Origin of the sequence: Streptomyces sp. NPDC102441 (assembly GCF_044765585.1) — a bacterium.
Taxonomy (GTDB): Bacteria; Actinomycetota; Actinomycetes; order Streptomycetales; family Streptomycetaceae; genus Streptomyces.
In genome coordinates this window covers 28010-48166 of sequence record NZ_JBIWKH010000019.1, presented here as the reverse complement: position 1 = coordinate 48166, position 20157 = coordinate 28010, and the positions used below count along the sequence as shown (strand labels likewise).

Below are 20157 nucleotides of genomic sequence, written 5' to 3'. Positions count from 1 at the left end.
CCAGGCATGCCGCTCACGCCGCCTCCCCGGCCCGCACGATCCGCGATGCCCAGAGCAGCCCCGCGGTTTCCAGCAGTCCGCCCGTCACCAGGCAGACGAGCCCTCCCGGACTGTGCAGCAGAACCCGCAGTGGGTCCGCTCCAAGTGCCGCCCCCAGCCCCAGACCCAGCACCGGCAGCAATGCCAGGACCACGACCGTCGACCAGGCGCCCGCCAGCTGTGCCCGCAACTCCTCCCGCCGCCGTCTCTCACCCCGCAGCGCGCTCTCCAGGCGCGCCAGACCTGCCGCGAGACCGGCTCCGCCGTCCACCGCCACCCGCCAGCAGGCGGCCATACCCGCAAGCCCGTCGAGACCGGGCCCCAGCGCCGCCTGCCGCAGCGCGCCCGCCACATCGCCACCGAACCGCGCAGCCGCCAGCACAGCGGGCTCGGCCGTGCCCAGTGCGCCGAAGTTCCTCGCGGCGGCGAGCAACGCCTGTCCGGGCTCGCGCCCGGCGCGCAGCTCGCCGACCACCGCCCCACAGAGCGCCGTCACCGAGTCGGCGGCCTCCTCACTCGAACGCCGCCGCGCCCTCCGACGCAGCCAGCGCTTCACCAGCGGGACCGCCACAGCGCCCGCGAGCAGCGGCAGCACCGATTCACCCAGCACAGCGAGAAGGGCCGCCACAGGGGCACACAGCCATTCCCTGCGCTCGGCGAGGAGCGCCCGGGCAGCGGTCCACGCCGCCGGCCCCCACGGCTCCTCCCGCCCGCGAGCCGCCAACACCCGAGCCCGCCGCGCCCCATGGTCCCGGGCCACGGCCAGACCACCCGCCAGGCCGGCGCTGCCGGCCATCACCCACACCGGCACCTGCATGAGTCCGTCAGAGCCCGCCGACGTCACGGCTCATCCCCGATCAGCGCCCCGAGACGCTCCCAGCCCCGATCCGGCTGGAATCCCTCGGCGCCCCAGCGCAGCGCAGGCACGGTGATCACCAGGCCCGCGGAATCCCGCTCGAGCACGTGCACCTCGGCCACACGCCGCCGTCCGCGCCTGTCTCGGACAAGATGGACGACCACGGACAGTGCCGCTGCCAACTGGCTGTGCAGAGAAGCCCGGTCGAGACCCGCAGCCGTCCCAAGAGCCTCCAGACGCGCCGGAACATGCTCGGCCGCGTTGGCGTGCACCGTGCCGCAGCCCCCCTCGTGCCCGGTGTTGAGGGCTGCCAGAAGTTCCGTCACCTCGGCGCCCCGGACCTCTCCCACCACCAGCCGGTCAGGACGCATACGCAACGCCTGGCGTACCAGGTCCCGCAGCGTCACCCGCCCAGCACCTTCCTGATTGGCGGGACGCGACTCCAGCCGCACCACATGCGGGTGATCCGGGCGCAGTTCCGCCGAGTCCTCGGCCAGCACGATGCGCTCCCGCTCACCGACAGCCCCCAGCAGGCTGGAAAGCAGAGTCGTCTTCCCCGCGCCCGTCCCTCCGCTGATCAGATACGAGACCCTGGCCTCCACCAGGGCTCTCAGCAGCCGGTCACCGCCGGGTGGGACCGTCCCCGCCGTGACGAGCTCCGCCAGCGTGAAGGCCTGGGGCCGCACCACACGCAGTGAGAGGCACGTCGATCCGACGGACACCGGCGGCAGGACCGCGTGCATGCGCGTCCCGTCCGGAAGCCGTGCGTCCACCCACGGCCGGGCGTCGTCCAGCCGTCGCCCCGCTACCGCGGCAAGCCTCTGAGCCAGCCTCCGGACAGCTGCCGCATCCTGAAAGACGACCCGGGTCAACTCGAGTCCGACGCCGCGGTCCACCCACACCCGGTCCGGAGCGGAAACCAGCACATCGGTCACCGCCGGATCGGCCAGGAGCCGCTCCAGCACCCCTGTGCCCACCAGTTCCCCCCGCAGCTCCTCGGCCGCGCCGAGGACTTCCGCGTCGCCGAGCAGACGGCCCTGCTCCCTCAGCGCCGCGGCCACCCCCGCCGGCGTGGGTGCCGCGCCGCTCCTGGCCAGTCGCTGACGTACGGCGTCGAGCAGCGCGTCGGTCATGACACCCCTCCGCCATGAGACCGGGCCGTAACGGCGTCCGGACGGCCCGGGGCATCCGCCAGATCCCAGAAAGCCGTGCAGAAACGGGCCAGTGCGCCGCGGGCGTTCCCGCCCGGGGGCTCACCGCTGTCCTGAGCCGAAGACAGCCCAGGCTCCATGGGCAGATCGCCGACGAGTGGCAGGCCCAGCGTCTGCGCCACCCAGTGCTCGTCCAGGCCTGCTGTGTAAGGCCCCCGGGCGATGACACGCAGGTCCTCCAGGACCATTTGGGACACAGCCGCCATGCGCCGCGCCGCCGCCACCGCTCTCAGCTCCCCAGGAACGACCAGCAGCCCCACGTCCAGTTGTGCCAGCGCCTCTGCCACGCTTTCGTCGAACCGTCGCGGCAGATCAACGACCACCACTCCACCGAGCCGGCGAGCAGCGGCCAGCACCGACCGCATGGCCTGTGGGGGCACGATCACCTCGTCGTCCCGGCCCCAGCTGAGCACTCGCAGCCCGTGCAATGCGGGAAGCGACTCCTCCAGTGCCCCTCCGCCCAGCCTCCCTTTCGAACGGGCGAAATCCGGCCACCGCAGGCCCTCGGATTCCTCACCGCCGAGCAGCACATCGATACCGCCGCCGAGGGGATCGCCGTCGATCAGCATGGTCCGTCGGCCCGACCTCGCGGCTGTCACGGCAAGTGCACAGGCCAGCGTGGATGCGCCGGAGCCGCCGCGTCCGCCCATCACTCCCACGGTGAGCGCCGATCGACCCACACCCTCCACCGCATTGGCGATCTGGTCGACGAGCCAGCCTTCGGAGTCGGGCAGTCTGAGCACATATTCAGCCCCGATCTCCACTGCGCGGCGCCATACGTCAGGGTCGTCCTGATCCCGCCCGACCAGCATCACGCCGGGCCTGCGAGGCACTCCACGGCATCCGCGCGCCGCGTCGTCGCCGACCAGAATCATCGGGGCCCGTTCCCAGCCGCCCCGCTCTCCCGGAGGCCCGTGGTGCACTTCCGGCACTGCCCCGGCCGCCGCGCACAGCCTGAGCAGATCGTCCAGCAAATCGGGGTCCTCGGTGAGGACCAACGGTCCGTCGTGCCGCCCTTCGGCGCTCGGCGGACCTTCGCCCGCGAAAGATCCAGCCACGATCTCCGCCCCTCTCACTGTCTCCTCCAGTGCGGTTTCGCGGCGATCTCAGACGCTTCCGAGATGCGCGATTCCGGAATCCGCGGACTTCGCGGGTGGAATCAACATGCAACGCTGCGGAAAAACATGTGGATCTTGCTCAAAAACTGTGGACAACTCAAACGTTGTGAATATCCCCGTAGCTCATACAGGGGACTTTCGCAGCGCAGCCCTTCCGCTACATACAGTGACGAGGCATGATCGGGTCGATCCCCCGGGATCGCGGCCTGGAGCGGCGGCAAGAGAGGGAGGACCTGGCGTCTACGCTGCGAAACGCATCCGGACATGCGACGACCCCCGCCGGGGGGGAGAGCGGGGGTCGTCCCCACGGCCGACTCAGGGGGGGGGAGGAGCCGGACCGGGTTAGCACGGTCGCGAACGATCCGTGACTTCCATGATGTACCCGAGCCCCTTCTCAGGCAAACCCGCCTGCCGGATTTTACGCCGAATGGCGGGACCCTATGCTCACCTTTGTGGAAAACTGCTTCTCGCCGCGCACAGCAGCCTTCTTTGACCTGGACAAGACGGTCATTGCGAAGTCATCGACACTGACCTTCAGCAAGTCCTTCTACCAAGGCGGGCTGATCAACCGCCGTGCCGTACTGCGCACTGCGTACGCACAGTTCGTGTTCCTTGCCGGGGGTGCCGATCACGACCAGATGGAGCGGATGCGCGAATATCTCTCAGCGCTCTGCAAGGGATGGAACGTCCAGCAGGTCAAGGACCTTGTCGCCGAAACCCTGCACGACCTGATCGACCCGATCATCTACGACGAGGCCGCGACCCTCATCGAGGAGCATCACACCGCCGGGCGTGATGTCGTCATCGTTTCGACCTCCGGCGCCGAAGTCGTCGAACCGATCGGCGAACTGCTCGGTGCCGACCGGGTCGTGGCGACCCGGATGGTCGTGGGCGACGACGGCTGCTTCACCGGCGAGGTCGAGTACTACGCCTACGGGCCGACCAAAGCGGAGGCCATCAAGGCTCTCGCCGAATCGGAGGGCTACGACCTCTCGCGCTGCTACGCCTACAGCGACTCCGCCACCGATGTACCGATGCTGGAGTCCGTGGGCCACCCGCACGCCGTCAACCCCGACCGGGCACTGCGGCGCGAGGCCACACTCCGGGAATGGCCGATTCTCACCTTCGACCGACCCGTCCGGCTCAAGCAGCGCCTACCCACCTTCTCGATGCCACCGCGACCGGCACTCGTGGCAGCGGCCGCACTGGGCGCGGCCGCCGTGACCGCCGGGTTCGTCTGGTACACACATCGGCGCCGGGCCGCCACGGCCACCACCTGACAGGCCTGGTCGGGGACGCCACCCATCTGCGCTCGACGGCAGCAGACTCACCGCCAACCCGCCGCAAAATGTCCGACTCAGTCATATTTGAACATAAAAGTAAAGAAAAGCGGCCAGAGCTTCCACTCCCCATGGTCCTGGAGTACAAAGGATGCAACGGCCCGCGAGACCAAGGCCATCCGAGAGGATTACCTTTCTACGTACAAAAGGCCCCACGGACCGAGCACGAAAGCCGAGCACCCACGCGACGTCGACCCGTCGATTACGGGCCAGCCGCACCAGGTGACGGGCAAAGAACCCGACCTGATGGGCATACAACGAGGACGCTTGGTAACTGGGCGGACGTGCCAGCGGCGGTACCGGATTCGGTACCGCCGCAACCCTTTCCGGGGCCCGCTCGCAGCACCCTCCGGGGCCGGCCCCGGCATCCTGAACGCCCGCGGACCCGGAGGCCGAGCCGACCGGCCGAACCGACCCGGGTCGCGCGACTCAGGCGGCGCCGCGCTGCAACGCCTCGCACACCGCGGTGGACTCCCGGACACCCAGCCCCACCGAGCGCCCGCAGTGAGCGATCCAGGCGGCCATGCCTTCCGGCCTCCCCGACAGGTACCCCTCGAACGCCGCCACATAAGCCGCGCGCCCCTGCTCCGCATGGCCCACTTCGGCAGGGCAGATCGACTTCGGGTCGAGCCCACTGCCGATCAGCACGATCCGCTCGGCGGTCCGGGCGACCAAGCCGTTGTGTGAACCGAAGGGGCGCAGCGCCAGCAGCTCACCGTGAACCACCGAGGACGTCACAAGCGCGGGCGCCGAGCCTCCGGCGATGATCAGTCGCGACAGCCCTTCAAGGCGTCCCGACACCTCGTCCGCACCCGGGACAGGAGCCTCGATCAGCGGTTCATCGACCGCCTCGCCCGCCAACCGGGGCCTGCCGACCGTCTCGTCCGGAGTCGCGCCGCCCGCCGCCACCAGGTGCAGGCGGGCCAGGACACGAAGCGGCGACTGCCGCCAGATCGAGAGCAACTGTCCGGCCTCCGCTGTCAGCCTCAAGGCGGCACCGATGGTGCGGGCCTCGTCCTCACCGCTGAAGTCCGTGCGCCGGCGAACCTCCTCGAGATTCCAGTCGGCGCCCGAGAGCGCCGCCGAACCACGAGCGCCGCGCAGGGCCGCCTCCGCGGTGACCTCATTGCTGCGGCGCCGCATGACCCGGTGCCCGTAGACCCGGTCCACGGCCTTGCGTACGGAGTCCACCGCGTCGGCGACCCCCGGCAGGTCACCCAGAGCGGCAAGCGGGTCCGAGGATGTCGTACTCATAAGTAGGGAGGCTACGCGTCCCGGGTACGGATACCGCCCGGGAGTGGTCTTCTTCACGAAGAATGACAACGGTGAGCGATGAGACCGCTACCCTAGGTGAACATGAAGATCGCTTTCGTAGGGAAGGGCGGCAGCGGCAAGACCACGCTGTCCTCGCTCTTCATCCGTCACCTCGCTGCCAATGAAGCCCATGTCGTCGCGGTGGACGCCGACATCAACCAGCATCTCGGGGCCGCCCTCGGCCTGGACGAGAAGGAAGCGGCCGCTCTGCCCGCCATGGGCGCGCAGCTGCCTCTCATCAAGGACTACCTCCGCGGCAGCAATCCCCGCATCACATCCGCCGCAACGATGATCAAGACAACGCCGCCCGGGGAGGGCTCCAGGCTCCTGCACGTCCGCGAGGACAACCCGGTCTACGACGCCTGCGCCCGCACGGTCCGTCTCGACGACGGGGAGATCCGGCTGATGGCCACCGGCCCGTTCAGCGAGTCCGATCTCGGTGTCGCCTGCTACCACTCCAAGGTCGGGGCGGTCGAGCTCTGCCTCAACCACCTGATCGACGGCCCCGACGAGTATGTGGTGGTCGACATGACTGCGGGTTCTGATTCGTTCGCGTCAGGAATGTTCACCCGCTTCGACATGACCTTCCTCGTCGCCGAACCGACCCGGAAGGGCATCTCCGTCTACCGCCAGTACAAGGAGTACGCACGGGACTTCGGCGTCACGCTGAAGGTGGTGGGCAACAAGGTCCAGGGCGAGGACGATCTCGACTTCCTGCGCGCCGAGGCCGGTGACGACCTGCTGGTCGGCATCGGACAGTCCGACTGGGTCCGAACCATGGAAAAGGGCCGTCCTGCCCCGTTCGAACTGCTGGAAGCAGACAACCGGATGGCACTGCAGGCCCTACAGAACGCCGCGGAGGACTCGTACGAGCTACGCGACTGGGAGCGCTACACGCGGCAGATGGTGCACTTTCACCTGAAGAACGCGGAGAGCTGGGGCAACGAGAAGACGGGCGCCGACCTGGCGGCCCAGGTCGACCCCGCCTTCGTCCTGCATGAGCACCGTGCGGAGACGGGCGCCGCCCAGCCGGCCTGAGCCGGACGGGGCGGCACCGGAGAGTGATCCCTACTCCGCGCTCCCGTCGGCCCCCTTGCCTGCCGGCTGATCCGCCGGCCTGGCAGGCACGGGGCTGCCCGCGGGTTTACCCGGAGCCGTCCCCGCAAGGAAGGCGGTCCAGCCCGGCTTGGGCTCCTGCCCCACCTTCAGCGTCCCGAGTGTGGCGAGCGTCGCCGGGTCCTGCGCGTCCAGCCAGTCGGCGAGCTGACGGAAGGAAACGCATTGCACATCCTGTTTGGTGCATACCGTCTTGATCGTCTCCTCGACCGCACGCATGTAGGTGCCGCCGTTCCAGGACTCGAAGTGGTTGCCGATGATCATCGGAGCCCGGTTCCCGTTGTAGGCGCGGTCGAACGCCTGAAGCAGACCGTCCCGCATCTGATTACCCCAGTACTCATGCTTGTCCGGGTCGCCCTGTGTCGTCGTACCCGACTGGTTGAACATGAAGTTGTAGTCCATCGAGAGCGTCTCGAACGCGCGCCCCGGCACGGGAACAAGCTGCAGGGGAAGGTCCCAGATACCGTCCCTCTTCGCGGGCCAGACCTGGTTGCCGATCCCGCTGGAGTCGTAGCGGAATCCCATGGTCCGTGCCGCAGCGACCATGTTCTTCTGCCCCTCCAGGCATGGGGTGCGAGCGCCGATCAGCTCCGTGTCGTAGTCGAAGGGCAGAGGTGCTTCACCCTTGAGGTCCGGGGCATTGGTCTTCCAGCTCTTCACGAACGACTTCGCCTGGCTGATCTCGCTCTTCCACTCCTCGACCGACCATGTGCCGACACCTCCGTCCGGCCCGCAGAAGTGCCCGTTGAAGTGGGTGCCGATCTCGTTGCCCTCCAGCCACGCGGCACGCAGCTCCGTCAGCGTGTTGCGGATCCCCTCGCCGTCGTTGAACCCGATGTCGGAGCGGCCCGCCGAATGCTGCGGCGGATCGTAGAGCTCCTTCTTCTTCTCCGGCAGGAGATACACGCCGCTCAGGAAGTACGTCATCTTGGCGTCGTACTTCTTCGCGACCGAGCGAAAATGCGAGAAGAGCTTCTGGCTGTCCTCACCGGCGCCGTCCCACGAGAACACCACGAACTGGGGAGGCTTCTGGCCGGGCTTGAGGCGCTTGACAACGGGTAGTTCCGGCTGGGTTCCCGTAAAGGCGGTGGAACCGTCGCCGATGAGCTTGACCGCCCCCTTCGGCGCCGCCGCCGGAGAGTTCCCCTCCGTGACGGGAGCGGACTTCGTGCCTGTTCCGGCCGCGGGACCGGTGGCGCCCGCGCCCGAACCCGAGCAGCCGGCCAGGCCGGCGATCAGCCCCGTGACCACGGCTCCCAGGGCGACCCGCTTCGTGACGGCCATCATCCGTCCACCCTCTTCCTTGCAGCATTCGTGCGTTGACGTGCCGACACGGCGCGGTCAACCTCACACGCAGCTCCGCCGGAACCAGTACGACAAGCCGGATGAAAAGCTGCTTATTCACTGAAGAGAGTGATTCGCTGGGCTATTTGCTCGAAAACATGGACACCCTTCTTTACTCTCCATTACGATTCATTTACCGAGAGTTGGAAATCCCGCCGCTGTACCCCACCGCTGCACGCCGTGACCCACGGCCGCCGTCATTCACATACCGCGACCGCGCTGCCCCGGAGGAGACGGGAACATGTCTGCCTGCGTCCCCACTCGTAAAGACCACTCATCCCGCAGCTCGCACCCTTCCCGGGCTTCGGGATTCAAGCGTCCACACAGCCCGCCGCCGCCCCGCCGCGGAGGTCTTCGCATCTCAGGTGCGGATCTGTCCGCATCGATCACTGTCTTCCTGATCGCCGTTCCCATGTCGCTCGGTCTCGCCGTCGCCATGGACGCCCCTCTTGCCGCCGGACTGGTTTCGGCCGCGATCGGCGGCATCGTCGCCGGACTACTGGGCGGCACACCGCTCCAGGTCAGTGGACCATCCGCCGGACTGACCGTAGTCACCGCAGAGTTGATCCAGATCTACGGCTGGCGCACCACGTGCGCGATCACCATCGGCGCGGGTCTCCTGCAGATCCTGCTGGGTTCGCTGAGAGCGGCCCGCAGTGCCCTCGCAGTCAGTCCGGCCATCGTGCACGGCACACTCGCCGGTATCGGTGTAGCCATCGCTCTGGCCCAGCTGCACATCGTGTTCGGTGAGGTGCCTCAGAGCTCCGCCCTCGACAACGTCCTGTCGCTCCCTTCCCACTTGGCCCACTTCGAGCCGGCCGGGCCTCTCATCGGAGCCCTGACGATCTCCATCCTCGTCGTGTGGCCGCGCCTGCCCGGACACGTCGGAGCCTCACTCCGCAGACTTCCGGCCGCGCTCGCAGCCGTGGGTATCGCGACGGCTGTAGCGGCCGCGGCAGCCCCTGGCATCACCCGGGTGGACCTGCCGTCATGGCACTCGCACGCACTGCCGGAGCTGCCGAAGGGTCCGGTGGCGGCACTGGCGACAGCGGTGTTCACCGTCATGCTCGTCGCCAGTCTCGAATCCCTGCTGGCCGCGGTCTCCGTGGACAAGCTGGCTGCAGACCGCTCAGCAGCCGCGCCCAAGGACGGGGCGGCGCCGCACGCTCCGGTCAAACGATCGGATCTGGATCGGGAGCTGCGGGCCCAGGGTGTCGCCAACGCGGTATCAGGCCTGGCCGGAGGGCTGCCGGTGTCGGGTGGCGCCGTGCGCAGTTCTGCGAATGTGCGGGCGGGAGCGACGAGCCGCGCCTCCACCGTGCTGCATGGCGTGTGGGTGCTGCTGGCAGCCGTCCTGCTGGTCAGGGCCCTCGAGTGGATCCCCCTGGCCGCGCTCGCCGCTCTGGTGATGGTCGTGGGGATCCAGATGGTCAGCTTCGCCCACATCCGCAAGGTTCACAGGCACCGGGAGTTCCTGGTGTACGGCGCCACGATCAGCGGCGTCATTCTGGCGGGGGTGCTAAAGGGCGTGACGATCGGCATCGTCGTGGCGGTGGCCGTCGCCCTGCACCGGCTGGCACACACAAGGATCACAGTGACCGAACAGGACGGCCGCTATCTGGTCGCCGCTCGCGGCCAGCTGACCTTCCTGGCCGTCCCCCGGCTCAGCCGCATGCTCGGCAAACTCCCGCAAGGGGTGGACGCCGTCGTGGAGTTGGACGGATTCTTCATGGACCACGCGGCGTACGAGACGATCCAGGACTGGTATGCGGCGCAGACCGCGCTGGGAGGCCGGATCGAGTTCACCGGACGTTCCGGTGGCCGGATCGCCGAGCCTGCGTCGGCCGCCCATTCCTGCTGCCGTCCTTGGACGCCGTGGCGCAATCATCACTGCCACGACCGCGTGCAGGACACCACACCGACAACCGCCGCCCCCGCCTCGCACGTCATCTCGAAGGCTTCGCCTTCCGCCCCTGGAGGCTCCTCGGATCCCCGGCACGGAGCCCATCGGCTGCTCAGTGGCCTCAGTTCCTTTCAGCGCACCACCGCCCCGCTGGTGCGTGAGGAGCTGGCCCGGCTGGCCACCGAAGGGCAGCGCCCTTCACAGCTGTTCCTGACCTGTGCCGACTCCCGCCTGGTCACCAGCATGATCACCGCAAGCGGCCCGGGCGACCTCTTCACCGTACGGAATGTCGGCAACCTGGTGCCGCCCCCGGGGACCGGGGACGCGGCGATCAACGACGATTCCGTAGCCGCCGCCATCGAGTACGCGGTGGATGTGCTGGAGGTCGAGTCCATCACCATCTGCGGACACTCCGGGTGCGGAGCAATGCAGGCGCTGTTGGGGGCCGCGCCGGAGACACCCCGGACACCTCTGTGGCGCTGGTTGCGGCACGGGCTGCCGAGCTTGGAGCGCATGCGTTCCCGTCACCACTCCTGGGCGCGGATCGCAGGTCGGCTGCCCACCGATGCGGTGGAGCAGCTCTGTCTGACCAATGTGGTCCAGCAGTTGGAGCATCTGCGCGGGCATGAATCGGTGGCCCGCCGACTGGCGGCGGGGACCTTGCAGCTGCACGGCATGTACTTCCATGTCGGCGAGGCGCAGGCCTATCTGCTGACCGAGGGCGCCAGTTCCGGCACCGGACCCGACGAGGTCTTCGCCCGGGTCGCCCCCGGCGCGGCATGGGGTGCGGAGCAGGGCATCGAAGCACTGCATCCGACTCCCGGCACCACCGTCGGGGCCTGAACCGCTCACACACCCGGTCCGTGAGACCTTGTGGTCCCGCTTTCGCATCGCACAGCGCTGCTCGCGAAAGCGGGGCAGGTGGCTCCTTACAGGAGGCACAGGTCTAAACCAATTTCCGGCAGACACTTGTCACCTGGCCCGCAGCCTGATGAGCTGTCCCCCGGGACACAACGGACACCCTGGGAATGGGAGATGTCGTGAGCAACGAAAGCCTGGCCAATCTGCTCAAGGAGGAGCGGCGGTTCACACCGCCTGCCGATCTGGCTGCGAACGCCAACGTGACAGTGGAGGCGTATGAGCAGGCCGAGGCGGACAGGCTGGGCTTCTGGGCCGAGCAGGCCCGCCGCCTGACCTGGGCCACAGAGCCGACCGAGACGCTCGACTGGAGTAATCCGCCCTTTGCGAAGTGGTTCGCGGATGGCAAGCTCAACGTCGCGTACAACTGCGTGGACCGTCATGTCGAAGCGGGCAACGGCGACCGGGTCGCCATCCATTTCGAGGGCGAACCCGGAGACAGCCGCGCGATCACCTACGCGGAGCTGAAGGACGAGGTCTCCCGCGCGGCCAACGCACTCACCGAACTCGGCGTCGGCAAGGGAGACCGGGTCGCCGTCTACCTGCCGATGATCCCGGAAGCCGCCGTAGCGATGCTGGCGTGCGCCCGCATCGGCGCAGCGCATTCGGTGGTCTTCGGCGGCTTCTCCGCCGACGCCATCGCCGCGCGGATCCAGGACGCGGACGCGAAGGTCGTCATCACCGCCGACGGCGGCTACCGCCGCGGCAAGCCCTCGGCGCTCAAGCCGGCGGTGGACGACGCCGTCTCCCGGATCGACAGCGTCGAGCACGTGCTCGTGGTCCGGCGCACGGGGCAGGACACCGCCTGGAACGAGGGCCGGGACGTCTGGTGGCACGAGATCACTGGCCGTCAGTCGGCCGAGCACACGCCGGAGGCCTTCGACGCGGAGCAGCCGCTCTTCATCCTCTACACCTCGGGGACCACGGGTAAGCCGAAGGGCATCCTGCACACCTCCGGGGGCTACCTCACCCAGACGGCGTACACACACCACGCGGTCTTCGACCTCAAGCCCGAGTCGGATGTGTACTGGTGCACCGCCGACATCGGCTGGGTGACCGGACACTCGTACATCGTCTACGGTCCGCTGGCCAACGGCGCGACCCAGGTGATGTACGAGGGCACGCCCGACACCCCGCACCAGGGGCGCTTCTGGGAGATCGTCCAGAAATACGGCGTCACGATCCTCTACACCGCGCCGACGGCGATCCGTACGTTCATGAAGTGGGGAGACGACATCCCCGCCAAGTTCGACCTGTCGTCGCTGCGTGTCCTGGGTTCGGTCGGTGAGCCGATCAACCCCGAGGCCTGGATGTGGTATCGCAAGCACATCGGTGCGGACTCCTGTCCGATCGTGGACACCTGGTGGCAGACCGAGACCGGCGCCATGATGATCTCGCCGCTTCCCGGGGTCACCGCGACGAAGCCCGGTTCGGCCCAGCGTGCCCTGCCCGGCATCTGCGCCACCGTGGTCGACGACGAGGCCCAGGAGGTACCGAACGGCGGGGGCGGCTATCTCGTCCTCACCGAGCCGTGGCCGTCGATGCTCCGCACCATCTGGGGCGACGACCAGCGCTTCCTCGACACCTACTGGTCGCGCTTCGAGGGCAAGTACTTCGCGGGCGACGGTGCCAAGAAGGACCAGGACGGCGATGTCTGGCTGCTCGGCCGGGTCGACGACGTCATGCTCGTGTCCGGGCACAACATCTCGACCACCGAGGTCGAGTCGGCTCTCGTGTCGCACCCCTCGGTCGCCGAGGCCGCCGTGGTCGGCGCCAACGACGAGACGACCGGTCAGGCCATCGTCGCCTTCGTGATCCTGCGGGGGACGGCCACCGCTTCCGATGAGCTGGTCGCCGAGCTGCGTAATCACGTCGGCACCACGCTCGGACCGATCGCGAAGCCCAAGCGGGTCCTGCCGGTGGCGGAGCTGCCGAAGACCCGCTCCGGCAAGATCATGCGTCGTCTGCTGCGCGACGTCGCCGAGAACCGCGAGCTGGGCGATGTCACCACGCTCACGGACTCCTCGGTCATGGCACTCATCCAGACGCAGCTGCCCTCCGCCCAGTCCGAGGACTAGGCAGACCCGGCCGGAGACGGTCCAGGCAGGACGGGAGACGCTCCAGGCCTGACGGGAGACGGCCCAGGACCTGGAGCGGTCCGCCCGTACGCGTGAAGGGGCATCCGGAACAACCCGGGTGCCCCTTCCGGCTGCCAGGGGCAAGGCAAAGACCGGGCCCGGTGCGCGCCTGCGAGTGGGGGACACCGGATCCGGATACGCTTCCGACAGCCCAGGTAGAGTGACGTCTCAGTCGGCGGCGCACGTCAGCACGTTCGTGTGCACGCCGGCCAGCAAGTGCAAACACCGAGCACGAGCGAGCGAGCGACAACAGCACAAGAAATCTCCACAGGGGCGCCGGGAAGTCTGGTCGGCATGTGAATCCGCCATGCCACCACTGCCGCAACCCGACCCGGAGGTCTTCCTCGTGGCCCCGCCCCTTCCCCCTTCCGGCCGCCGCACCCTGCTCGGCCGGCTGTCACTCCCCGAGCGCAACTACGTCGCCGAAGCCCTGCGCACCGAGACGGTCGGTGGCGTCATCCTGCTGCTGGCGGCCGTCGCCGCGCTGATCTGGGCCAACACCTCCGGCTCCACCTACGCGTCCGTCAGCCATCTCCACTTCGGCCCCGAAGCCCTGGGGCTCGATCTCTCGGTGTCCCACTGGGCGGCCGACGGACTGCTCGCCGTCTTCTTCTTCGTGGCGGGCGTCGAACTCAAGCGTGAGCTGGTCGCCGGCGAACTCCGTGATCCCCGGGCCGCGGCGCTTCCCGTCGCGGCAGCGCTCTGCGGCATGGCCGTCCCCGCCCTGGTCTACACACTGACCGCCGCACTCGGCGGAGGATCCCTCGGCGGCTGGGCAGTCCCCACCGCCACCGACATCGCTTTCGCGCTCGCCGTCCTCGCGGTCATCGGCACGTCACTGCCGTCGGCGCTGCGCGCCTTCCTGCTGACGCTCGCCGTCGTGGACGACCTCTTCGCCATCCTCATCATCGCGGTCTTCTTCACCGAGAACATCGACTTCCTGGCACTCGGCGGGGCTTTCGCCGGGCTGGCCGTGTTCTATGTACTGCTGCGCACGGGAGTACGAGGCTGGTACATCTATCTGCCGCTCGCCCTGGTCATCTGGGCGCTGATGTACAACAGCGGCGTACACGCAACGATCGCGGGCGTCGCCATGGGGCTGATGCTGCGCTGCACCAGGCGCGAGGGAGAGACGCACTCTCCGGGCGAGCACATCGAGCATCTGGTGCGCCCCTTGTCGGCCGGTGTCGCGGTTCCGCTGTTCGCTCTGTTCTCCGCCGGTGTCACCCTCAAGGGCGATGCCCTGGCCGGCGTCTTCACGCGGCCCGAAACGCTCGGGGTGGTGCTCGGTCTGGTCGTCGGAAAGACCGTGGGCATCTTCGGCGGCACCTGGCTCGTCACCCGCTTCACGAAGGCCCAGCTGAACAAGGACCTCGCCTGGGCAGATGTCTTCGCCGTAGCCACGCTGGCCGGTATCGGCTTCACCGTTTCGCTGCTCATCGGGGAGCTCGCCTTCACCGACGAGGACATGATCAACGACGTCAAGGCAGCGGTACTCATCGGTTCCCTGATTGCCGCCGTACTCTCCGGTGTACTGCTCAGACTGCGGGTACGCAGATACAGGGCGCTGTACGAGGCCGAGGAGCTCGACGCGGACGAATCGGGAGTGCCCGACGTCTATGAGCAGGACGACCCCGAGTACCACCTGCGCATGGCCGCGATCTACGAGAGAAAGGCTGCCGAGCACCGTCGCCTTGCCGAACGGGCCGGGGCAGCGAGCAGCAAGCCGGACAGTCCGGCATGATCTGACATCGGATGTACGGAAGAAGAGAGGGAGTCAGGGATGAGCGACCCCGGCAACTACGCGGGCAGCACCGATCGTAGTCTCGGACAGCTGTTCGCTTCGGCGACCGCTGAAATGTCCGCATTGGTCCACGATGAGATCGCGCTGGCCAAGGCCGAGATGCGTCAGGACGTCAAGCGCGGCGCGATCGGCAGCGTGGCTTTCATCGTCACGGGTGTGCTGATCCTCTTCGCGATCCCCGTGCTGAGCTTCGCCGCGGCGTACGGCATCCACAATCTCGGGCTCGGTCTGGCCTGGTCGTTCCTGATCGTCGGCGGTGCCTTCATCCTGCTGGGGGCCCTGCTCGGCCTCTTCGGGTACGCCAAGTTCAAGAAGGTCAAGCCGCCGGAGAAGTCCATCGCTTCGGCGAAGCAGACCGCGGCGGTTCTCCAGGGCGTCAAGCCCCACCCCCGCCCCGCCGGCGCGCGTGCGATCGAGCAGGCGCAGGGCAGCACACTCGCGGACAGGGCCATCGAGAACCGTCCTGTCCAGGACAAGGCGGTCTCTGTGACACGCTCGTCCACATGACCGACCCCGATTTCAGCGCATCCGGCCCGGTGGGGCCGCTGGGACCGGCTGCCGGGCCCGGTGGCCCTGTTCGCCTCGACGGGCCCTGGACCCACCGTGATGTGGCCGCCAACGGCGCGCGCTTCCATATCGCCGAGCTCGGCGACGGGCCGCTGGTGCTGCTGCTGCACGGCTTCCCGCAGTTCTGGTGGACCTGGCGCCATCAGCTGACCGCCCTGGCCGACGCCGGGTACCGAGCGGTCGCGATGGACCTTCGCGGGGTGGGCGGCAGCGACCGTACGCCCCGGGGCTACGACCCCGCGAACCTGGCGCTCGACGTCACCGGCGTGATCCGCTCGCTCGGCGAGCCGGACGCGGCGCTCGTGGGGCACGACATGGGCGGCTACCTCGCCTGGACGGCGGCCGTGATGCGGCCGAAGCTGGTCCGGCGGCTCGTGGTCTCCTCGATGCCGCATCCGCGCCGCTGGCGCTCCTCGATGCTCGCGGACTTCGCTCAGTCCCGGGCCGGCTCACACGTCTGGGGCTTCCAGAGGCCCTGGGTTCCGGAACGTCAGCTCGTCGCGGACGACGCTGCGTTGGTGGCCCGGCTCATCCGCGACTGGTCGGGGCCGCGCACCCCCGGCTTCCCCGACGACGGGACCATGGACGTCTACCGGCGCGCGATGTGCATCCCTTCGACGGCCCACTGCTCGATCGAGCCGTACCGCTGGATGGTCCGCTCACTGGCCCGTCCGGACGGCGTCCAGTTCAACCGGCGGATGAAGCGTCCGGTACGTGTACCGACGCTGCATCTCCACGGCTCGCTCGATCCGGCGATCCGGACCCGTAGTTCAGCGGGGTCCGGCGAGTACGTCGAAGCGCCGTACCGGTGGCGACTTTTCGACGGTCTGGGGCACTTCCCCCACGAGGAGGACCCGGTCGGCTTCTCGGCCGAACTCATCAACTGGCTCAAGGACCCTGAGCCCGACCGGTAGCCGACGGGCACAGGTGTCCGACGAACAGCCAATTGCCTGCCGCATAAGCCAATTGGCTGACTCGCGCACGATTACCGACCACGGCTCACGGGCAGACGTCGGGGTATGGGCTGGACGCGCGACTTCAATGACGCAGCACGCAACCGCCGCTCGACCGCTCCTGCTGGTCCGAGCACTCATGAGGGGGGCGGCTCCAGGAGCCGGGTGCACGATGTGAGCGATTTCCATGATCTCCGGCTGGGCATTCCGCGTATTCTCCACCGCCGGGCCCGCTGGGTCTCGGCGCGCCTGCGCCATCCCCGCGGATGACCCCGTAGCCGTCAGGCATCACACCACGCACAGGCCCCCGGTCCGCTGAGGCCCGGGGCCCGTACGTGGCATCCGTACGACAGCAGCAGGTGGCCCCTGGACTGCTGGTGTCCGCCGGACGGATACCTCAGAGTGCGCAGCCCTGGCTGTCGACCTGCTGGGCCGTGGACTTGCCGAGCTCGATGTCCTCGCGGATCTCGTCGGCCGTCAGCGCGTAACCGGTGTCCGGGTCGTCGAGCGACTTCGCGAACACCACTCCGTACACCTTTCCGTCCGGAGTGAGCAGCGGGCCGCCGGAGTTGCCCTGGCGGACGGTCGCGAAGAGCGAGTAGACATCTCGTCGCACGGTGCCCCGGTGGTAGATGTCGGGGCCGTTGGCGTCGATGCGGCCGCGGATGCGCGCGGAGCGTACGTCGTAGGCGCCGTTTTCCGGGAAGCCGGCGACGATGGCGCTGTCACCGCTCCCCGCGTCCTTGTCGGTGTCGGTGAAGCGCAGCGGCTCGGCGTCCAGGTCCGGGACGTCCAGTACGGCGATGTCCCGCTCCCAGTCGTAGAGGACGACCTTGGCGTCGTAAAGCCGGCCCTCGCCGCCGATCTGGACGGTCGGTTCGTCGACGCCGCCGACCACGTGGGCGTTGGTCATCACACGGCGGTCGGAGAAGACGAAACCGGTTCCTTCGAGGACCTTGCCGCAGCCCGGAGCCATACCGACGACCTTGACGATGGACTTCTTGGCACGGGTGGCGACGGGGCTTCCGGCCAACGCCGGGTCCGGCGCGTCGACCTCGGTGATGGGCTCGTTGGCGAAAGGGCTGAAGACCTGCGGGAAGCCGTTCTGCGCGAGGACGGAGGAGAAGTCCGTGAACCAGGTGGAGGCCTGATCGGGCATCACCCGGGAGACGCCGAGCAGGACGGAGGAGTTACGGACCTCCTTGCCCAGCGTCGGCAGCGACGTGCCGGCCAGCGCGGAGCCGATCAGCCAGGCCACCAGGAGCATGGCCACCACATTGACCAGGGATCCGCCTGTGGCGTCCAGGGCACGCGCCGGCGACCACGTGATGTACCTGCGGAGCCGGTTGCCGAGGTGGGTGGTGAACGCCTGGCCCACGGAGGCGCACACGATCACGATCACGACCGCGATGATGGCAGCGGTGGAGGAGACCTCCGACCCGTCGGTCACCTGGTCCCAGATGATCGGCAGCAGGTAGACAGCCACGAGGCCGCCGCCCAGAAAACCGATCACGGACAGGATGCCGACGACGAAACCCTGGCGGTAGCCGATGACCGCGAACCACACGGCGCCGACGAGCAGCAGGATGTCCAGCACGTTCACCGTCTATAGCCTCGCAGATTCGTCACCTGGCCCGTCCGGTTCGACGGGGTCCGGGCCAGGCCCGGAACAGCGCAGCACGGGAGTCAGCCTGTCATGCGCGCCAGTCGAGCGGCACCTGCCTGGTCCTGTCCCAGGGGCGTTCCCATCCCGCGTAGTGCACAATCCTGTCGATCACACCGGCTGTGAATCCCCAGACCAGGGCGGATTCGACCAGAAACGCCGGACCCTGATGGCCGCTCGGGTGAACGGCCGTCGCACGGTTGGCGGGATCCGTGAGATCTGCCACGGGGGCGGTGAAGACCCGGGCGGTCTCGGCGGGATCGACGGCTCCCACCGGGCTGGGCGTCCGCCACCAGCCGAGGACGGGTGTGACGACGAAGCCGCTCACCGGGATGTACAGCCGGGGCAGCACACCGAAGAGCTGGACACCGCTCGGATCGAGCCCGGTCTCCTCCTCGGCCTCCCTCAACGCGGCCCTGAGCGGCCCGGTGGTCGCGTGGTCCCCGTCCTCGGGGTCGAGGGAGCCCCCGGGGAAGGACGGCTGGCCGGCGTGGGAGCGCAGGGAACCGGCACGCTCCATCAGGAGCAGCTCCGGACCGCGCTCGCCCTCACCGAAGAGGACCAGGACGGCGGACTGGCGCCCCGCGCCGCTCTCCGGCGGCAGAAACCTGCTGAGCTGCTGGGCCCGCACCGTACGCGCTGCCCGGGCCACAGGCTCCAGCCAGGCGGGCAGGCCGTCGGTGGTGACGGTGAGCGCGCTGTCCTGGGGCGCGCCCGTGTCGGTGGTGGCCGCGTCGGTCGCGGCCCGTGTGCTCTGTGCGTGCGTCATGGGCACCCCCGTCGTTTTAACGCCTGTCGCCAGCCATTTCGTTCCGCTCGTTCCGCGCGGACGGGGCCGGCGGGCCCGCGAAGGACGCCGCCCGCTTCTCGGCCCCACGGCCCGGGCAGGGCACCGGCCACCCCTCCGGCGGCAGGACCGAGCGGGGCGCCGGTCACGCCCATCCCCGCGGAACGGCCGCTCACCCGGCTCCAAGCGGCGGTGCGGGGCTGCCCGGATAGTCCGGGGGCGGGCTGAGGCGCTGGCCCGGATAGCCGCCCATCTCGTACTTCAGGAGCTTCTTCGCCTTCTCGGGATCCGTCTCGCCCTCCCCGTAGGCAGGGCAGAGCGGGGCGATCGGGCAGGCGCCGCAGGCGGGCTTGCGGGAGTGACAGATGCGGCGGCCGTGGAAGACCACGCGGTGCGAGAGCATCGTCCACTCGCTCTTCGGGAAGATCGCGGCGATATCGGCCTCGACCTTCACAGGGTCCTCCTGCTCGGTCCATTTCCAGCGGCGGACCAGCCGGCCGAAGTGGGTGTCCACCGTGATGCCGGGCACCCCGAACGCGTTACCCAGGACGACGTTGGCCGTCTTGCGCCCGACACCGGGCAGCTTCACGAGATCCGCCAGCCTGCCGGGGACCTCTCCGCCGAAGTCGTCCCTCAGGGCTGCCGACAGGCCCATGAGGGACCGCGCCTTGGCCCGGAAGAAGCCGGTCGGCCGGATGATCTCCTCCAGCTTCTCGGGAACGGCCGCAGCCATGTCCTCGGGCGTCGGATAGGCGGCGAAGAGGGCCGGAGTGGTCTGGTTGACCCTCAGGTCGGTGGTCTGGGCGGACAGAACCGTGGCCACCAGGAGTTCGAAGGGATTGCGGAAATCCAGCTCCGGGTGGGCGTACGGATAGAGCTCGGCGAGCTCGCGGTTGATCCGGCGGGCGCGGCGGACCATCGCGAGATGCGACTCAGGCTTCGCGGGCTTGCCCGAAGCCGCCCCCGTCGGACGGTTCGCGGCTTTTTTCACACTTCGTACAACCTGTTCGCCCACAGCAGAATCCTTCTCTCCCGACACCCCATCAGCCCCCTCGGCCTGCGCTGTCACCGGCGCTCCGGACACTC

General features: G+C 68.7%; 16 protein-coding genes. 8 read left to right on the top strand and 8 right to left on the bottom strand.

All coding sequences use genetic code 11. The annotated features are described in order from the left end of the window. Nucleotides 1-13: 13 nt before the first annotated feature. From ACIREO_RS33765 to ssd, 3 genes are read right to left on the bottom strand one after another with little or no spacing between them, the layout of a single operon-like run. Entirely contained in the window at nt 14-856 is an 843-nt protein-coding gene (locus ACIREO_RS33765) for a type II secretion system F family protein (RefSeq protein ID WP_404117242.1), read from the bottom strand. A gap of 23 nt (nt 857-879) precedes the next feature. Further along, the gene (locus tag ACIREO_RS33760) at nt 880-2028 is read right to left on the bottom strand and encodes a TadA family conjugal transfer-associated ATPase (protein WP_404117240.1); all 1149 of its coding nucleotides are present in this window, start codon (nt 2026-2028) and stop codon (nt 880-882) included. Next, nucleotides 2025-3164: a septum site-determining protein Ssd gene (gene ssd / locus ACIREO_RS33755; RefSeq protein WP_404117238.1), complete on the bottom strand. Its 1140-nt coding sequence runs from the start codon at nt 3162-3164 to the stop codon at nt 2025-2027. The genes ACIREO_RS33760 and ssd overlap by 4 nt, the downstream gene beginning before the upstream one ends. A 500-nt stretch (nt 3165-3664) precedes the next feature. Here ssd and ACIREO_RS33750 point away from each other — a divergent pair, with 500 nt between their 5' ends. Continuing rightward, a complete protein-coding gene (locus tag ACIREO_RS33750) occupies nt 3665-4504 on the top strand; it encodes an HAD family hydrolase (protein WP_404117236.1) in 840 nt (279 codons plus the stop codon). Between the two features lie 489 nt (nt 4505-4993). Here ACIREO_RS33750 and ACIREO_RS33745 read toward each other — a convergent pair whose 3' ends face one another. Further along, entirely contained in the window at nt 4994-5818 is an 825-nt protein-coding gene (locus ACIREO_RS33745) for an oxidoreductase (protein ID WP_404117234.1), read from the bottom strand. A 102-nt stretch (nt 5819-5920) separates the two neighbouring features. On the opposite strand from ACIREO_RS33745, the gene ACIREO_RS33740 reads away from it, so the two are divergent. After that, a complete protein-coding gene (locus tag ACIREO_RS33740) occupies nt 5921-6916 on the top strand; it encodes an ATP-binding protein (protein WP_404117232.1) in 996 nt (331 codons plus the stop codon). Nucleotides 6917-6946: 30 nt separating this feature from the next. Here the strand turns inward: ACIREO_RS33740 and ACIREO_RS33735 are convergent, their stop codons facing one another. Beyond that, entirely contained in the window at nt 6947-8281 is a 1335-nt protein-coding gene (locus ACIREO_RS33735) for a hypothetical protein (RefSeq protein ID WP_404117230.1), read from the bottom strand. Between the two features lie 298 nt (nt 8282-8579). On the opposite strand from ACIREO_RS33735, the gene ACIREO_RS33730 reads away from it, so the two are divergent. The 6 genes from ACIREO_RS33730 to ACIREO_RS33705 all read left to right on the top strand — a co-directional run bounded on the left by ACIREO_RS33730 (nt 8580) and on the right by ACIREO_RS33705 (nt 16891). Next, nucleotides 8580-11084: a SulP family inorganic anion transporter gene (locus ACIREO_RS33730; RefSeq protein WP_404117228.1), complete on the top strand. Its 2505-nt coding sequence runs from the start codon at nt 8580-8582 to the stop codon at nt 11082-11084. A 185-nt stretch (nt 11085-11269) separates the two neighbouring features. Next, nucleotides 11270-13237 carry an acetate--CoA ligase gene (gene acs / locus ACIREO_RS33725; RefSeq protein WP_404117226.1) on the top strand — a complete coding sequence of 656 codons (1968 nt, stop codon included), beginning with the start codon at nt 11270-11272 and terminating at the stop codon, nt 13235-13237. Nucleotides 13238-13604: 367 nt separating this feature from the next. After that, on the top strand, nt 13605-15041 hold the full coding sequence (gene nhaA, locus ACIREO_RS33720; protein ID WP_404117224.1) for a Na+/H+ antiporter NhaA: 1437 nt from the start codon (nt 13605-13607) through the stop codon (nt 15039-15041). Between the two features lie 39 nt (nt 15042-15080). After that, nucleotides 15081-15608 carry a phage holin family protein gene (locus ACIREO_RS33715; protein ID WP_404117222.1) on the top strand — a complete coding sequence of 176 codons (528 nt, stop codon included), beginning with the start codon at nt 15081-15083 and terminating at the stop codon, nt 15606-15608. Beyond that, nucleotides 15605-16582 carry an alpha/beta fold hydrolase gene (locus tag ACIREO_RS33710; RefSeq protein WP_404117220.1) on the top strand — a complete coding sequence of 326 codons (978 nt, stop codon included), beginning with the start codon at nt 15605-15607 and terminating at the stop codon, nt 16580-16582. The genes ACIREO_RS33715 and ACIREO_RS33710 overlap by 4 nt, the downstream gene beginning before the upstream one ends. 105 nt (nt 16583-16687) lie before the next feature. Beyond that, a complete protein-coding gene (locus tag ACIREO_RS33705; protein ID WP_404117218.1) occupies nt 16688-16891 on the top strand; it encodes a hypothetical protein in 204 nt (67 codons plus the stop codon). A 127-nt stretch (nt 16892-17018) separates the two neighbouring features. Here the strand turns inward: ACIREO_RS33705 and ACIREO_RS33700 are convergent, their stop codons facing one another. The 3 genes from ACIREO_RS33700 to nth all read right to left on the bottom strand — a co-directional run bounded on the left by ACIREO_RS33700 (nt 17019) and on the right by nth (nt 20086). After that, on the bottom strand, nt 17019-18224 hold the full coding sequence (locus ACIREO_RS33700; RefSeq protein ID WP_404117216.1) for a MarP family serine protease: 1206 nt from the start codon (nt 18222-18224) through the stop codon (nt 17019-17021). A gap of 91 nt (nt 18225-18315) precedes the next feature. Then, entirely contained in the window at nt 18316-19053 is a 738-nt protein-coding gene (locus ACIREO_RS33695) for an NUDIX hydrolase (RefSeq protein WP_404117213.1), read from the bottom strand. Between the two features lie 190 nt (nt 19054-19243). Further along, nucleotides 19244-20086: an endonuclease III gene (nth, locus tag ACIREO_RS33690; protein WP_404117210.1), complete on the bottom strand. Its 843-nt coding sequence runs from the start codon at nt 20084-20086 to the stop codon at nt 19244-19246. Nucleotides 20087-20157: the final 71 nt, after the last annotated feature.

Bases quoted from the DNA above. Each gene is read 5' to 3' on its own strand.
- ACIREO_RS33765 (WP_404117242.1), bottom strand. From the start codon at position 856: ATGCAGGTGCCGGTGTGGGTGATGGCCGGCAGCGCCGGCCTGGCGGGT.
- ACIREO_RS33760 (WP_404117240.1), bottom strand. From the start codon at position 2,028: ATGACCGACGCGCTGCTCGACGCCGTACGTCAGCGACTGGCCAGGAGC.
- ACIREO_RS33750 (WP_404117236.1), top strand. From the start codon at position 3,665: ATGCTCACCTTTGTGGAAAACTGCTTCTCGCCGCGCACAGCAGCCTTC.
- ACIREO_RS33745 (WP_404117234.1), bottom strand. From the start codon at position 5,818: ATGAGTACGACATCCTCGGACCCGCTTGCCGCTCTGGGTGACCTGCCG.
- ACIREO_RS33740 (WP_404117232.1), top strand. From the start codon at position 5,921: ATGAAGATCGCTTTCGTAGGGAAGGGCGGCAGCGGCAAGACCACGCTG.
- ACIREO_RS33735 (WP_404117230.1), bottom strand. From the start codon at position 8,281: ATGATGGCCGTCACGAAGCGGGTCGCCCTGGGAGCCGTGGTCACGGGG.
- ACIREO_RS33730 (WP_404117228.1), top strand. From the start codon at position 8,580: ATGTCTGCCTGCGTCCCCACTCGTAAAGACCACTCATCCCGCAGCTCG.
- acs (WP_404117226.1), top strand. From the start codon at position 11,270: ATGGGAGATGTCGTGAGCAACGAAAGCCTGGCCAATCTGCTCAAGGAG.
- nhaA (WP_404117224.1), top strand. From the start codon at position 13,605: ATGCCACCACTGCCGCAACCCGACCCGGAGGTCTTCCTCGTGGCCCCG.
- ACIREO_RS33715 (WP_404117222.1), top strand. From the start codon at position 15,081: ATGAGCGACCCCGGCAACTACGCGGGCAGCACCGATCGTAGTCTCGGA.
- ACIREO_RS33710 (WP_404117220.1), top strand. From the start codon at position 15,605: ATGACCGACCCCGATTTCAGCGCATCCGGCCCGGTGGGGCCGCTGGGA.
- ACIREO_RS33705 (WP_404117218.1), top strand. From the start codon at position 16,688: ATGGGCTGGACGCGCGACTTCAATGACGCAGCACGCAACCGCCGCTCG.
- ACIREO_RS33695 (WP_404117213.1), bottom strand. From the start codon at position 19,053: ATGACGCACGCACAGAGCACACGGGCCGCGACCGACGCGGCCACCACC.